The 14,321-nt window shown below is 58.1% G+C and carries 13 protein-coding genes and 4 tRNA genes; 16 read left to right on the top strand and 1 reads right to left on the bottom strand.

What is annotated here, in order from left to right; all coding sequences use genetic code 11:
* Positions 1-2: 2 nt before the first annotated feature.
* Complete coding sequence (gene gyrA / locus ET524_RS04255) at positions 3-2,738, top strand: DNA gyrase subunit A (protein ID WP_129423509.1); 2,736 nt, start codon at positions 3-5, stop codon at positions 2,736-2,738.
* Positions 2,739-2,895: 157 nt separating this feature from the next.
* On the opposite strand, the gene ET524_RS04250 is transcribed toward gyrA, so the two are convergent.
* Positions 2,896-3,408 (bottom strand): bifunctional nuclease family protein, encoded by a 513-nt coding sequence (locus ET524_RS04250; RefSeq protein WP_129423507.1) that lies wholly within the window; start codon positions 3,406-3,408, stop codon positions 2,896-2,898.
* A 204-nt stretch (positions 3,409-3,612) separates the two neighbouring features.
* Here ET524_RS04250 and ET524_RS04245 point away from each other — a divergent pair.
* The 15 genes from ET524_RS04245 (at position 3,613) to dnaB (ending at position 14,318) form a co-directional block, all read left to right on the top strand.
* Positions 3,613-3,689: transfer RNA gene (locus ET524_RS04245), tRNA-Ile, on the top strand.
* A 73-nt stretch (positions 3,690-3,762) separates the two neighbouring features.
* Positions 3,763-3,838: transfer RNA gene (locus tag ET524_RS04240), tRNA-Ala, on the top strand.
* A 164-nt stretch (positions 3,839-4,002) separates the two neighbouring features.
* Positions 4,003-4,563 (top strand): J domain-containing protein, encoded by a 561-nt coding sequence (locus ET524_RS04235; protein WP_129423505.1) that lies wholly within the window; start codon positions 4,003-4,005, stop codon positions 4,561-4,563.
* Positions 4,564-4,572: 9 nt separating this feature from the next.
* Positions 4,573-6,384, top strand: coding sequence for a translational GTPase TypA (gene typA / locus ET524_RS04230; protein WP_129423503.1), 1,812 nt, complete (start codon positions 4,573-4,575; stop codon positions 6,382-6,384).
* 265 nt (positions 6,385-6,649) lie between these two features.
* A complete protein-coding gene (locus ET524_RS04225; RefSeq protein ID WP_129423501.1) occupies positions 6,650-7,861 on the top strand; it encodes a peptidylprolyl isomerase in 1,212 nt (403 codons plus the stop codon).
* 81 nt (positions 7,862-7,942) lie between these two features.
* Positions 7,943-8,758: an ABC transporter ATP-binding protein gene (locus ET524_RS04220; protein ID WP_236648249.1), complete on the top strand. Its 816-nt coding sequence runs from the start codon at positions 7,943-7,945 to the stop codon at positions 8,756-8,758.
* A 73-nt stretch (positions 8,759-8,831) separates the two neighbouring features.
* Positions 8,832-8,923: transfer RNA gene (locus tag ET524_RS04215), tRNA-Ser, on the top strand.
* Positions 8,924-9,002: 79 nt separating this feature from the next.
* A tRNA-Ser gene (locus ET524_RS04210) sits at positions 9,003-9,095 on the top strand.
* A 327-nt stretch (positions 9,096-9,422) separates the two neighbouring features.
* Positions 9,423-9,896, top strand: coding sequence for a MarR family winged helix-turn-helix transcriptional regulator (locus tag ET524_RS04205; protein ID WP_129423499.1), 474 nt, complete (start codon positions 9,423-9,425; stop codon positions 9,894-9,896).
* Between the two features lie 128 nt (positions 9,897-10,024).
* The gene (locus ET524_RS04200; protein WP_129423497.1) at positions 10,025-10,555 is read left to right on the top strand and encodes a hypothetical protein; all 531 of its coding nucleotides are present in this window, start codon (positions 10,025-10,027) and stop codon (positions 10,553-10,555) included.
* A 375-nt stretch (positions 10,556-10,930) separates the two neighbouring features.
* Positions 10,931-11,224 (top strand): 30S ribosomal protein S6, encoded by a 294-nt coding sequence (gene rpsF, locus ET524_RS04195; RefSeq protein ID WP_129423495.1) that lies wholly within the window; start codon positions 10,931-10,933, stop codon positions 11,222-11,224.
* A gap of 57 nt (positions 11,225-11,281) precedes the next feature.
* Positions 11,282-11,749, top strand: a complete 468-nt coding sequence (locus tag ET524_RS04190; protein ID WP_129423493.1) for a single-stranded DNA-binding protein — start codon at positions 11,282-11,284, stop codon at positions 11,747-11,749.
* Positions 11,750-11,767: 18 nt separating this feature from the next.
* Positions 11,768-12,028, top strand: coding sequence for a 30S ribosomal protein S18 (gene rpsR / locus ET524_RS04185; RefSeq protein ID WP_042432253.1), 261 nt, complete (start codon positions 11,768-11,770; stop codon positions 12,026-12,028).
* Positions 12,029-12,043: 15 nt separating this feature from the next.
* A complete protein-coding gene (rplI, locus tag ET524_RS04180; protein ID WP_129423491.1) occupies positions 12,044-12,565 on the top strand; it encodes a 50S ribosomal protein L9 in 522 nt (173 codons plus the stop codon).
* Positions 12,566-12,905: 340 nt separating this feature from the next.
* Positions 12,906-14,318, top strand: coding sequence for a replicative DNA helicase (dnaB, locus tag ET524_RS04175; protein ID WP_129423489.1), 1,413 nt, complete (start codon positions 12,906-12,908; stop codon positions 14,316-14,318).
* The last annotated feature ends 3 nt before the right edge of the window (positions 14,319-14,321 follow it).

The following is a 14,321-nucleotide window of genomic DNA, read 5'->3' as shown; positions in this document are numbered from 1 at the left end:
GAATGGCAGACAACACTGACAATCGCGAGGGCACAGGCGGCGAGGGGCTTCCCGACGACCTGAAGCACCTGGTGGACGCCGCGCAGCAAGACGCGGAAGGCACCGACGCCCAGGAAACGGCGGGAGAGGCGCCTGGCCACACGGTCACCTCGGGCCCGGTTTCCGAGGAAGACAAGGCGCGCTCGCTTATCGACATGTCCACGATCGCGAACCCGCACGGCTCGATCATCGAGGATGCTAACGGCGGCGAGGGCACCACGGTGCGCGCAGCGTATCTGGGCAAGGAAATGGCGGCTTCGTTCCTGGAATATTCCATGAGCGTTATCGTCAGCCGCGCGCTGCCTGACGTGCGCGACGGCCTGAAGCCGGTTCACCGCCGCATCCTGTACGCCATGAACGAGTCCGGTTATACGCCGAACCGCCCGCACATGAAGTCGGCGCGTACCGTCGGCGACGTTATCGGTAAGTATCACCCGCATGGCGACTTTGCCGTGTACGACACGATGGTGCGCTTGGCGCAGCCGTTTAGCATGCGCGTGCCGCTTATCGACGGCCACGGCAACTTCGGCTCCATCGACGGCGACTCCGCCGCAGCAATGCGTTACACCGAGGCGCGCCTGGACAAGGCGGCTATGGAGCTGTTGCGCGATTTGGACAAGGAAACGGTCGATTTCCAGCCAAACTACGACGAAAGCCTCGAAGAGCCCACGGTTTTGCCGGCGCGTTTTCCGAACCTGCTCGTAAACGGCTCGAACGGCATCGCCGTTGGCATGGCCACGAACATCCCGCCGCACAACCTGGGCGAGACGATCGATGCCACGTGCCTGATGCTGGACAACCCCGAGGTCACCACGGCCGAACTGATGAAGGTGCTGCCCGGTCCGGACTTCCCGACCGGCGGCATCATCATGGGCAAAAAGGGCGTCCTTGATGCGTACGAAACCGGCCGCGGCAGCTTGACCGTGCGCGCCAAGTGCGAAATCGAGGAAGGCAAGAACGGCAAAAGCTCCATCGTGGTCAAGGAGATTCCTTACCAGGTGAATCGCCAGCGCCTGCTTGAGAAGCTTGGCGAGCTGGTGCGCGAGAAGAAGCTCCCCGAGATCGCCAACATCCACGACGGCGCCGACCGCCACGGCATCGACATCATCATCGAACTGAAGAAAGACGCCATCCCGCAGGTGGTGCTGAACAAGCTGTTCAAGCACACACAGCTGCAGGTGGGCTTCGGCGTCATCATGCTTGCGCTGGTGGACGGCGTGCCGCGCGTTTTGTCCCTGAAAGAGACGCTGCACTACTACATCAAGCACCAGGAAGACGTCATCGTGCGTCGTACGCGCTACGAGCTGGCGAAAGCCGAAGAACGCGCGCACATCCTGGAAGGCTTGGTCGTTGCGCTCGACAACATCGACGAAGTCATCAGCATCATCCGCTCGTCGCAGACCGACAAAGAGGCCGCTGCTCGTTTGACCGAGCGATTCGGTCTGACCGACAAGCAGACCACCGCCATCCTCGAGATGCGCTTGCGCCGCCTGACCGGCTTGGAACGCGAGAAGATCGAGGGCGAACTGGCCGAACTGCGCGAGAAAATCGCGTACTACAACCGCGTGCTGTCCGATCCTCAGCTGGTGCACGACATCATCAAAGAGGAACTTCAAGAGGTCAAGAAGAAGTTCGACACGCCGCGCAAGACGCAGCTGTCCGAGGCTGCGAAGGACCTCGACGTCGAGGACCTTATTGCCGAGGAGAACATGGTGGTCACGGTCACGAAGGCCGGCTACGTCAAGCGCCTGCCCGTTGCCACGTACCGCCAGCAGAAGCGCGGCGGCAAGGGCATGCAGGCCGTGAACCTCAAGGACAACGACTATGTCGAGCACCTGTTCGTGGCGTCCACGCATTCCTACATGCTGTTCTTCAGCACGAAGGGCAAAGTGTATCGCCTGAAGGTCTACGAGCTGCCCGAGGCATCGCGCCAGGCGCGCGGCACGGCCATCGTGAACCTGCTGCCGCTTGAGAAGGGCGAGACCATCAGCGCCGTCATCGCTACGAAGGACTTCCCGGCTGACGAATACCTTATGTTCGCCACCGAGCACGGCATGGTGAAGAAGACGTCCATGGAGCAGTACGACCGCACGCGCCGCGACGGCCTTATCGCCATCAACCTGAAGGACGGCGATAACCTCATCAGCGTGCGGCGCGTGGCGAAGGGCGAGAACGTCATCATGGTGTCGTCTGCGGGCAAGGCCATCATGTGGCCCGAGGATGAAGTGCGCGGCATGGGCCGCGGCACCATGGGCGTGCGCGGCATGACGGTGCCGCCGATTGCCAAGGTGCTGGGCATGGAGATCGCGCGCCCCGACACCGACCTGTTCGTGATCACGGAGAAGGGCTATGGCAAGCGTACGGCCATTTCCGAATATCCTTCGCACCATCGCGGCGGCCAAGGTGTGTTCACCATCACCATGACGGAGAAAAAAGGTCTGCTGGCAGCCATGAAGATCGTCGGCGCCGATGACGAGATTATGATCATGTCCGAAGAGGGCGTTGTTGTGCGCACGCCTGTCGATGGCATTTCCGAGCTTGGCCGTTCCACCCAGGGCGTTCGCGTCATGAACGTTGCCGAGGACGATCGCGTCACGGCGGTTGCCATTTCGGCTCGCGGCAAGGCGCAGGGCGCTGCCGCCGACGATGGCACTGGCGAGATGGACGAGTCTCAAATCGACGAGATGACCGAAGAATAGACGAAAGCCGATTGCTTCCCTCGAATCGAAGAAAGCCGCCTACGGGCGGCTTTCTTTATGCTCTGAGCACTTGATTGATGGATTGAGCTAATCAGCTACGTTGGCTAGTGACTGCGCCCGGAATTGCGCTTAGCAAGTGTTTCACGTGAAACATTTGCTAAGCGGAGAAGTCGTCGGGGCTGATGTTCGAGATGAATGAGTGGAACTCTGCCAGTTCCTGCTGAGTTACGGGCAGCCCCGTTTTGTTGCGAACGATGTAGGGATAGGACGCGCGTTCGAGAACGGATTCTTCGATGAACAGGGGAGCATCTTGCCGCAGCGCCAGAGACACGGCGTCGCTTGGGCGGGCATCAAGCTCGACGATCCTGCCATGCTGCGAGAGAAAAAGCTTGGAGAAGAACATGGCGCCTTGAACGTCGTTGATAAGGACATGATCGATGCGGGCATCAAGATTCGTAATCGCGTCAAGGAATAGGTCGTGCGTCATAGGCCGGGTCATCTTCGTGTGCTCAAGCGCGATGCTCAACTGCGTTGCCTCGGCAACGCCAACCCATATGGGAACCACGCGGTACTTGCCGTCAGAGACGCTGTCTTCAAGCGGACGCAAGACAAGGGCAGAGGGTCCAGGCGCGCTGGTGACGATAAGCGTTTGAACGACAATCGGTATCACGAAACAGCCCTCCTTGTTATATGAGTTGAAAACTCATATAACGTATCCCCTGCAACCCTTCAAGCGTGATTATAGCCATAAAATCACGCTTGACCTGCGCTTTCTTCAATGAATACTGGCCAGAAAAAATTTTTCTCAAAAGTTGAAAATTCTTCTTGACCATCCGTTGAAGAGGTGGTTATAATAGACGAGCACTTTTCGAAAGGGCCCGTAGCTCAGTTGGTTAGAGCGCACGCCTGATAAGCGTGAGGTCGCTGGTTCAAATCCATTCGGGCCCACCAGTATTTGCGATAAACGCTCCACCGTGAGCCGAGTTTGCCGGTGGAGCGTTTATTATTGTTAAGTGCAGCCGATGGGGGTTTAGCTCAGCTGGGAGAGCGCGGGCTTTGCAAGCCTGAGGTCAGGGGTTCGATCCCCCTAACCTCCACCATGGAAGTTTGATTGCAGGTCTGGTAACGGGCCTGCAATTTTTTTTTGCCTGCATTGCGGAGGAGCTTCTTTTTTTGCAGGTGTGATTTTTGAATCGCAGGCATGGTGCCTGCGATTTTTTATACCATGGCAAGCGAAGAAAACCGCTCTATCAAGCGAGGTGCTATGAACCGATTGGAAGCGCTGCGTACGTTGGGCCTTGACGAGGACGCAACGGACGAGGATATCAAGACCGCCTACCGCGAGACGGCCCAGATTCTGCACCCCGATCGCTTCGCAACGAACAAAAAGCTGCAGGAACGCGCTACGGAACAGTTCAAGAACCTGCAGGAAGCCTACGACTACCTGACGTCGTCGAAGGGGCGCAAGGGCTCGCGCGCCGCTTCAGGCGCTTCCTCATCGGCCCGTGCCGGCTATGATGCCGACGATGCGCGCCTTGCCGGCATAGCCGCTGCCCGCACGCAGCTAGTTCGCCAGCGCGACGCCGTGCTCGACGAGCGCCGCAACGGCATCGGCATGGCGGTTGTGGGCGGTCTGGTGGCTCTGTTCTGCGGCCGGCGCCCTTTCGGGTTGTTCGGTGTGGTTGCGGCCATAGCGTCTACCGCGGCCATCTGGGGCATTGTGCAGGTGGTATCATCTCAACGTTCTATCGCTACGCTTAACGAGCATATTGACGAACTGAATAAGGAAGAGCGCCGCATCGCGCAAGAAATGGAAGAGGAGTAACACAACCGTATGAAGCAAGAAGGTCTACGCAACGTCGCTATCATCGCTCACGTTGACCACGGCAAGACCACGCTGGTCGACCGCCTGCTGTGGTCGTCCCACGTGTTCCGCGAGAACCAGGAAGTTCAAGAGCGCGTTCTTGACTCCAACGACCAGGAGCGCGAGCGCGGCATCACCATTCTTTCCAAGAACATCTCCATCCACTACAAGGGCATCAAGATTAACGTCATCGACACGCCTGGCCACGCCGACTTCGGCGGCGAGGTGGAGCGCGTGCTCAACATGGCCGACGGCGCGCTGCTGATCGTCGACGCCTACGAGGGCCCGAAGCCCCAGACGCGCTTCGTGCTGTCCCACGCTCTTGAGCGCGGCCTGCGCATCGTGGTGGTGGTGAACAAGATCGACCGCCCCAACGCCGATCCCGAAGGTGCCGTTGACAAGGTGTTCGACCTGATGGTTGAACTGGGCGCATCCGACGAGCAGCTTGACTTCCCCGTGGTGTACGCCTCTGCCGTGAACGGCTACGCGCGCATGGACCCCGAGGACGGCAACCTGGACATGGTTCCGTTGCTCGACACTATCATCAACGAGATTCCGTGCCCCGACGTTGACGTGGACGGCCCGGTTGCCCTGCAGGTGTGCACCGTCGACCACAGCAGCTACGAAGGTCGCATCGGCGTCGGACGTCTGCATAGCGGCACGCTGCACGAGAAGGAGCAGGTGCTTGTGGTGCAGCCCGACGGCAACGAGTACAAAGCGCAGATTCGCAAGGTGTACACGTTCGAGAACCTGGGCAAACAGGAAGTTCCCGAGGCCCACGCGGGCGACATCGTGGCCGTCATCGGTGTTGAGGCCGCCGACATCGGAGATGTCATCACCGATCCGGAAAATCCGGTGGAAATGGAGCCCATCGCCGTTGAAGAGCCTACGATGGCCGTTGTCTTCGAAGCTTCCACCAGCCCGCTTGTGGGCCGCGAAGGCGATATCGTCGGTGCCCGCCAGCTCAAAGAGCGCCTGATGCGCGAGAAGGAAAGCAACATTTCCATGCGCATCGACGAGACCGAGGACAAGTCTGGCGTGCGCGTTGCCGGCCGTGGTGTGCTGCATCTGTCCGTGCTTATGGAAACCATGCGCCGCGAAGGCTTCGAATTCCAGGTCGGCCGCCCGCAGGTTGTGTACAAGACCGACGAGCACGGCAACAAACTCGAGCCTATCGAGGAAGCCACCGTCGACGTGCCGAACGATTACTCCGGCAAGGCCATCGAGGTCATGGGCACCGCCGGCGGCATCATGGAGGACATGGCGTCTGATGAGAACATGACGCACCTGACGTTCAGCATCCCGTCGCGCGGCACCATGGGCCTGAAAACCCGCATCCTCAACGCAACGCATGGCGAAGCGGTGCTGTTCCACCACTTCCGCGAGTACGGCCCTTACTCCGGCGAGATGGAAGGCCGCAAGAACGGCGGCATGATCGCCATGGCAACCGACAAGGCGGTTGCATACGCGCTCGACACGCTGCAGCAGCGCGGCCGTCTGTTCGTCAAGCCGGGCGACGAGTGCTACGAGGGCATGATCGTGGGAGAGTCCGCCAAGGAAGGCGACATGGTGGTGAACGTGTCCAAGACGAAGAACCTGGGCAATCAGCGTTCCTCCACCGCGGACAAGGCCATCCAGCTGACGCCGCCGATCACCTTCACGCTTGAAGAGGCGCTCGAGTACATCGAGGACGACGAGCTGGTGGAGATCACGCCGCAGTCCATTCGCCTGCGTAAGCGCATCCTCAGCACCATCGAGCGTAAGAAGGCTGCGAAGAAATAAAACTGCAACTGCTTATGCCGCCGCGAAACAGTGAAAGCGACTGTCGCACGGCTAAGAGAACGCACGAAAAAGACGGCCCCTCGGGGCCGTCTTTTTCGTCAGATTACGCCAAATGATGTAGGAACCCTTGGGTACTGTGAAACCTGCATGGGCATATTGTGCTGTGAAGATAACTCTGATGAGCGCTGTGGGAAAATGCGCACGAAGCATTTCAGATTAAACCGCCTGGTATAAAGCGGTTTTGGCAATTCTGAGGAAGGGTTCTATGAAGGCATCTCGCATTATCTCGACGGTTTGCGCGATGGGCTTGTCGGCGGCCTGCATCATGGGCGTTGCCGGTTGCTCCAGCAACAACCAGTCGTCCGGCTCCGGCGCGGTGGCAGCAACCATCAACGGCACCAACATCTACGAAGATACGGTGACGGATTACATCCAAAGCGTGCGCGAGCAGCAGGGTCTGACTGACGAAGATTCCTGGGGCAACTACCTGGCCCAGATGGGTACCGACCCGGCAGGCGTGCGCGAACAGATCATCAACACGTACGTCACCCGCGAGCTTATCAACTCCGGTGCCGAAGAGAAGGGCATCACTGTCGACAGCTCCGAGGTGGACAGCTATGTCGACAAAATGAAGGCCAACTACGATAGCGACGACAAGTGGCAGGCCGCGCTTGGGCAGGCGGGCATGACCGAGGACGAGTATCGTTCTGAAATTGAACTGCAGCTCAAGGCAAAAGAGCTGTACAACACGTTCACGTCCGACGAGCAGCCTTCCGATGAGGACATGCTGCAGTATGCGCAGATGTATGCAAGCGCGTACGATGGCGCGAAGCGTTCCTCTCACATCCTGTTCAATTCCGATGACGAGGCAACCGCTCAGGAGGTTCTGGACAAGATTAACTCCGGCGAGCTTGATTTCGCCGAGGCTGCCAAGCAGTACTCCCAGGATAAGGGTTCTGCCGAAAATGGCGGCGATGTGGGTTGGGATAAGACCAACTCCTTTGTGCAGGAGTACACCGATGCGCTGAACGGCCTTGAGAAAGACCAGGTCAGCGGCCTTGTTACCAGCACATATGGCATTCATATCATCAAGTGCACTGACGTGTTCAACGCACCGAAGGAAACCGCCGATGACGGTACCGAAACGGTGAAGGTGACCAGCATCGACCAGATTCCTACCGAGTGGCAGGAATCTATCAAGGAGTCGCTGCAGTCTCGGGGTCAGACCACGAACTACCAGAATTGGCTGAGCGAGAAGAAGGATTCCTCCGACCTGCAGATCAACGACATGCCTTCCGGCCTGCCTTACGACGTGGATATGTCGAAGTATCAGACCGATACGTCCGACAGCTCTTCGACGTCCGATGAGTCCGGCAGCGATGGTGCTACCACCGATTCGGCGAATACGGCCGATAACGAGTCGACTGCCTCTACCGAGGGCGATGCAAGCACCACGAAAACTTCTTCCGCAAACTAGCCGTTAACGGCAGAAACACGTACATCAGAAGGGAATCCGCAGCACCGGGTTCCCTTCTTTGTTTAAGCCAGGATGGTAACTATGAATGAACAAATGCAAGCAGCCGAGCCGCTTTTCGAGCTCGAAAACGCTGAGGTGGTGCGCCAAAGCAGGATGATCCTTCATGTGGATTCGTTCAGCCTGGCGAAAGGGGAGAACATCGCGCTGCTCGGCCCGAATGGCGCCGGCAAGTCTACGTTTGTGAAGCTGATCACGCGTGAAGTCATGCCGCTGTACCGTGAGAAGCCTCCGGTGAAGTTCAACGGGAACCCCCGCGCCACGCTTGACGAGGTGAAAAAGACGCTTGGCGTGGTGTCGTCGACGATGCAGTCGCAAATCAACGTGCATCTGCCTGCCGTGGACATTGTGGAGGGCGGCTTGTTCGGCACGTTGGGCTTGCCGCGCCACGTGCACCCCGACGAGCGTTCGCACGCCAAGGCGCTTGAGGCCATGGAGATGCTGGGTGTTGCGAAGCTGGCCGACCAGGACATCATGACGATGTCGAGCGGCCAGGCGCGCCGCGTGCTGTTTGCGCGCGCGTTGGTACACGACCCCAGCACGCTGCTGCTTGACGAGCCGTGCACGGGCCTTGACCCGGAAGGCATGTACTACGTGCGCTCGAGCATGCGCGATTTGGCGCGCGCGGGCAAAGGCATTGTGCTGATCACGCATTATCCCGAGGACATCATTCCCGAAATCAGCCGTTTGGTGCTGATCAAGGAAGGCAAGCTGTTCGCCGATGGTGCGAAGGAGGACATGCTTACGGACAAGGTTATGAGCTCGTTGTTTGACGTTCCGCTTCAAGTTGCAAAAAATGGCAAAAATAATGAGTATTATTCCCTTGTGAGTTCGTGCTAAATGAGGTAAACTACTAAACCGCTGCATGGGCACATGAGAAACAACATGAACGCTGTGCAGAATGTAAGCAAGCGGAGAGATGACCGAGCTGGCCGAAGGTGCACGATTGGAAATCGTGTATACGCCAAAAGCGTATCTGGGGTTCGAATCCCCATCTCTCCGCCAGAATTATCCCGGCGGAACCTTTATGGTAACGCCTTTTTTATACAGTCGGCTTTGAAAACCGGTCGGCTGCACCCCATGCGGAGGGGTGGCAGAGTGGTTGAATGCGGCGGTCTCGAAAACCGTTTCACCGGAAACCCCGGTGACGAGGGTTCGAATCCCTCCTCCTCCGCCACGCGATTTTAGGTTCCTGCAATTGCAGGAACCTTTTCTTTTTCCAGGGGTCTTGCTGAGGATTCGGACCGAGAGGCGAGGGTCTCTCTGGTTCGAACTTGCCTTTCGAGTGCGTAGGGCATCTTGCGGGGTGTCTAAAGATGTGGTCCTGATATGCGAATCCGCAATGCTGTCGGGTTGATATTCGTAATTCGTGAATAATTTAAACTGCAGAATAACCTGCGAAAATATTAATCCGCGAAGTGTTTGTGTATAAAGCGTTTCACGTGAAACATCGACATAAGGCACGTCCTATACTTTAGCCACTCTCCAAATGAAAGGACGTACCATGAACGAAGCCGCAAAGTCTCTTGCGCAACTGAAGAAAGCAAATAAGCTGGTTCGCCTGGCGTTCCATAAGAACGGCCCGAAAAGCTACAAGCGTGGTCAGGGTGCCCTGCTGCGCGCCCTGCTGGAAAACGACGGTGCCACGCAGCGCGAGCTGGTGAAGACGCTCGGCATAAATCGCAGCAACCTGAAGGACGTCGTGAAGAAGGCGCAGCGCAACGAGTACGTCACCATCGAAAGCGTTGACGAGCCGCGCACCTACGCCGTCAAGCTGACCAACCTTGGCCGCGAGCTTGCTGAAAAGCGCGTCGCCGCGAACGATCGCACGGCCGATGAAATCTTGTCCTGCTTGACCGCCGAGGAGGTCAAGCAGCTCGACGCCATCACCGAGAAGCTTATCGTTGCCATGAAGGAAAAGGGCATCAGCGGCAAGAAGAAGGGCTACAAGGTTCGCCGCAAGAAGCATCGTCGCTAAAGGTTGCGGGATTTCAACGATTCCCACATCAAATAGGTACCTCTCACAGCAAGCCGCGCTACACTGGATGCATCGTAGATGCATGCGGGAGCGTGGCTTCCCTTGTTCAAGGAAGAAAGGATGCACCAATGGCAGACCGTGTTGTTGAAAGCTCTGACGATCAGGTTCCCGAAATTCCCGAAGTACTGGAAAAGGTGTTGTTGTTCTCGCTTGACGAAGCGAAGGAAAAGTTGACGCAAAGCAACGAAGTGGTTCCCTTCACGTCGCTGGTGGTGAAGGACAACCTGTTCATTGAAAGCCACCCCGGCGAAACCGTTGACGCTTGCTTTGCGACGGCGCAGCATACGGTGCAGCACGCGCAGGGCGCGCAGGCGTATTCGTTCTGCTACGACGGTTACGTCGAAATCGACGAAGGCACGAAAGACGCGTTGGTAGCCGAAGGCGGTGTCCCTGGTGCTGACCAAGGCTTTGCGGTTGGGTACCTTTACGAGCAGAATGAAGACGGTAGCATCACGTTTGAGGAGGAGCCTGCCTACATCGGCCACGCCCCGAACTTCATGATTGCCCTGAAGGCCCCTGGTGAGTACTCGGACGACGAGATCGACGAGAAGTACACCGCCGAGGAAGAAGCCGAAGGGGAAGACGAGGCTGAGGAATAGCACGTTTCTCGGCTAAAGCCGCATTGCGTATGGGAAGGCTGTAGCCGTTAAGATATCTGCAAGGTTTTGCGCGCATCGGCGCAACATGCGCATACAAACAAACGAGGTTCGTCGGCAAGGTCTCGACGAACCTCGTTCGCTATATTGGCAAAAGGTCTGCAAGGTTCGTGTGCCATCATGGCAGCTGCGGTCGGGATGCGCTACTACGTTTGCAGGTGCTGAACAGGCGATATGTGATGAAAAGATGCAGATGCGCTCGTAATGGATGTTTGTCTGGAACAGGAAGCGGCCTTTTGCTAATATAGACGGGCTAATTCCTGCCCCGGTGTATGCCTTCACCAGCCCGGGGCCGTAAAGTCCAAAGGAGGTGAGCTGATGAAGGCTTACGAACTGCTGTTTTTTGTCGCTCCGTCTACCGACGAGGAAACCCGCGCAAATACGCTGAACCGTATCCAGGGCGTGATCACTGCTGCCCAGGGTACCGTTGACAACGTCGACGAGTGGGGCAAGCGTAAACTCGCTTACGAGATCAATGGTCTGACCGATGGTGTCTACACCCTCATCGATTTCCACGCTGATCCCGCCGAGGTTGCAGAACTCGATCGCGTGCTTCGCATCACTGATGCTGTTGTTCGCCACATGATCGTGAAGCGCACCGACCGCGATTAGGATTTGACGTAGGGGCCTTCTCGTCATAGGCCCCAGCATGAGAAGAGGTAGATTCACATGAGCATCAACCGAGTAATGATCAGCGGAAATCTTACGCGCGACGCAGAGCTTCGCTCAACGCAATCCGGTATGGCAATACTGGGCTTTGGCGTGGCGGTCAACGACCGTCGCAAGAACCCCCAGACCGGCGATTGGGAGGATTACCCGAACTTCGTCGATTGCACCATGTTCGGAACCCGCGGGGAAAAGCTTCAGCAGTACCTCACGAAGGGCACGAAAGTGGCCATCGAAGGCAAGCTTCGTTACAGCTCCTGGGAGCGTGACGGTCAGCGCCGCAGCAAGCTTGAAGTGATCGTTGACGAGTTGGAGTTCATGTCGAGCCGCAACAGCGCGAACCAGGGCTACGACAACGGCATGTCCGCTGGCTACGCCCCGCAGCCTCAGCCTATGATGGCTGCTCAGCCTGCTCCGGCACCGATTATGAATGCCTCTGCTTCGGTTTACGACGAAGATATCCCGTTTTAAGCGAAAGAGGTTTACGAAATGTCCGATTACGCGAAGCAGCCTCGTCGCAAGTACTGCCAGTTCTGCAAAGAGGACGCGGAGTACATCGACTACAAAGATACTCAGATGCTGCGCAAGTATGTTACCGACCGCGGGAAGATCAAGCCGCGCCGCGTGACGGGTGCCTGCACCCAGCACCAGCGTGACATCGCGAACGCCGTGAAGCGCGCTCGCGAGATGGCTCTGATGCCCTACGCGGTTCCCGCCATCAGCGGCCGCGGCGACCGCCGCAATCGCTAGGCGCAAGGAGGAACCATGAAAGTCATCCTGCTCCAAGAGCTTAAGGGCAAGGGCGGCGAAGGCGACGTCGTGGACGTGGCCCCCGGTTTTGCCAACAACTACCTGATGCCGCAGGGCATCGCCATCCTGGCTACGAAGGGCAACCTGAAGCAGCTGGAGATGCGCAAGAAGAACATCGCTAAGCGCGAAGAGGCTCGCCTGGCCGACGCTGCCAAGCTGCAGGCTGCGCTTGACGGTGCTTCCGTGAAGGTTGACGCGAAGGTCGGCGAAGAGGGCCAGCTGTTCGGCTCCGTTACCGCCGCTCAGATCGCCGAGGCCATCAAGGAGTCCCTGGGCGTCGAGATCGACCGTCGTCGCATTGAGGCTGGCAAGGCCATCAAGACGGCTGGTCAGCACGAGGTTGTCATCTCCATCTACCGTGACATCAAGGCCACGGTGACCCTGCTCGTCGGCATCGACGAGGTTGAGGCTGAGGAAGAGGCCGAAGAGGCTGCTCCCGAGGCTGAGGAAGTCGCAACGGAAGAGGCTGCTGAATAACGCAGCGTCTTTTTTGAAGACTTTTGCATCCCCGCATCGTTTCGGTGCGGGGATTTTTTTCGCCCATGGTGCGGGTCTGCTTGTGATGACGTGAGGCGGCGCGGCGTGGGTGGTGTGGGGCGCGCGCATGCCGCTAGGCTGGGTTGACACCATCGAATAACGGGTCAACAGCTGTTCGTTACCTTCGCCTTGATGCTGTATTGCTGCTTGGTGGTTTCGTCTTGCCAAAGGTTGCATCTTGCGCGAGCGTAGAGCACGCCATGCACCGTAAAGGGGCGATGGAAAATCGGCGCGCGGTGTAGGCTGCGGTAAAATAGCCGAAGCAAAGAAAGGATGACACATGCCCGTTGACGTTCCCTACAATCCCGATTTCGCGCCTGAGGTTGCCGGTACGCAGCCAAACCGAAAAGTGGAGCCTCAGAACATTGAAGCTGAGAAATCGGTGTTGGCAGCGTGCATGTTGACCCCTGCGGCCATTGAGGACGTGGCGGCGAAGCTGGTCCCCGAGAACTTCTACCGCGCTTCCCATCAGCGCATTTTCGAGTCGATGGTGGACCTGTACGTGCGCCATATCCCCATCGATCAGATCTCGGTGGCAGACAACCTCAATGCTGCCGGCCAGCTTGAAGCTGTGGGTGGCAGGTCGTACCTGCTTGAGCTTTCCTCGAACACGTTCGCTCTGACGAACTGGCAAAACCACGTTGAAATCGTTAAGCGCACCGCTATTTTGCGCGACCTTATCCGAGCGTCCGAGGAAATCAAGGCCATGGCCTACGATGCTCCCGACGATTTAGGCGTGGTGGTGGAGTCGGCGGAGAAAACGCTGTTCCGCGTTACCGAGCAGCGCGTTTCGTCGGCGTTCACGGGCATCGACACGTTGCTGGTCGACGCCTTCGAAGAATTGCAGGAAATGGCGGCGCAGGAGAACAAGATTTCCGGCGTGGCATCTGGTTTCAAAGACGTTGATGACCTGTTTCACGGTTTCCGCGGCGGCGACCTGGTTATTCTTGCGGCGCGTCCTGGTGTCGGCAAGACGGCGTTCGCGTTGAACCTTGCAACCAGCGCAGCGAAGCTGGGCGCAACCGTGGCGTTCCTGTCGCTGGAAATGAGCGCCTCTCAGCTGGTACAACGTGTTTTGGCCTCGGAAGCGCGCGTCAGCTTGTCGAAGCTGCGCGCAGGTCAGGTGCAAGACGCCGACTGGGCGGCCATCATCGAGGCTTCGAGTAACCTTTCGAAGTTGAAAATCGAGTTCGACGACACGCCGGCGCTTTCCATCTTGGAGCTGCGCGCAAAGGCCCGCCGCGAACTGCGCGACGCGGAAAAAGGCCTCATCATCGTTGACTACTTGCAGCTTATGCAGCCTCCGCAGGCTCGCCGCGACGGCAACCGCGCCGTTGAGGTCGCAGAAATCTCGCGTGGCTTGAAGGTGCTTGCCAAGGAGATGGACATGCCCGTTATTGCTCTGTCGCAGCTGTCCCGTGCCGTTGAGATGCGCGGCAAGAAGCGCCCCATGCTTTCCGACCTGCGTGAATCCGGCGCTATCGAGCAAGACGCCGACATCGTTATGTTCATCGACCGAAGCATGGACGAGATGGAGGCTGAAAGCGAAGATCGCCCCGACCTGGGAACGGCCGAGCTGATCGTGGCGAAGCACCGCAACGGCCCCACGCGCGACATCACGCTGGCGTTCAACGCCGAGTACACGCGCTTCATGGACTTCGTTGACGATTCTCGCGTGCCCGGGTATATGTAAGAA

Origin of the sequence: Senegalimassilia faecalis, assembly GCF_004135645.1 — a bacterium.
GTDB classification, from domain to species: domain Bacteria; phylum Actinomycetota; class Coriobacteriia; order Coriobacteriales; family Eggerthellaceae; genus Senegalimassilia; species Senegalimassilia faecalis.
The sequence above is the reverse complement of the archived record's forward strand: the minus strand, read 5'-3'. Positions and strand labels throughout refer to the sequence as shown.

Excerpts from the sequence above, each read along its gene's own strand:
- ET524_RS04225 (WP_129423501.1), top strand. The coding sequence starts at position 6,650 with ATGAAGGCATCTCGCATTATCTCGACGGTTTGCGCGATGGGCTTGTCG.
- ET524_RS04190 (WP_129423493.1), top strand. The coding sequence starts at position 11,282 with ATGAGCATCAACCGAGTAATGATCAGCGGAAATCTTACGCGCGACGCA.
- ET524_RS04205 (WP_129423499.1), top strand. The coding sequence starts at position 9,423 with ATGAACGAAGCCGCAAAGTCTCTTGCGCAACTGAAGAAAGCAAATAAG.
- ET524_RS04200 (WP_129423497.1), top strand. The coding sequence starts at position 10,025 with ATGGCAGACCGTGTTGTTGAAAGCTCTGACGATCAGGTTCCCGAAATT.
- ET524_RS04220 (WP_236648249.1), top strand. The coding sequence starts at position 7,943 with ATGAATGAACAAATGCAAGCAGCCGAGCCGCTTTTCGAGCTCGAAAAC.
- ET524_RS04235 (WP_129423505.1), top strand. The coding sequence starts at position 4,003 with ATGAACCGATTGGAAGCGCTGCGTACGTTGGGCCTTGACGAGGACGCA.
- rpsF (WP_129423495.1), top strand. The coding sequence starts at position 10,931 with ATGAAGGCTTACGAACTGCTGTTTTTTGTCGCTCCGTCTACCGACGAG.
- gyrA (WP_129423509.1), top strand. The coding sequence starts at position 3 with ATGGCAGACAACACTGACAATCGCGAGGGCACAGGCGGCGAGGGGCTT.
- rplI (WP_129423491.1), top strand. The coding sequence starts at position 12,044 with ATGAAAGTCATCCTGCTCCAAGAGCTTAAGGGCAAGGGCGGCGAAGGC.
- dnaB (WP_129423489.1), top strand. The coding sequence starts at position 12,906 with ATGCCCGTTGACGTTCCCTACAATCCCGATTTCGCGCCTGAGGTTGCC.
- typA (WP_129423503.1), top strand. The coding sequence starts at position 4,573 with ATGAAGCAAGAAGGTCTACGCAACGTCGCTATCATCGCTCACGTTGAC.
- rpsR (WP_042432253.1), top strand. The coding sequence starts at position 11,768 with ATGTCCGATTACGCGAAGCAGCCTCGTCGCAAGTACTGCCAGTTCTGC.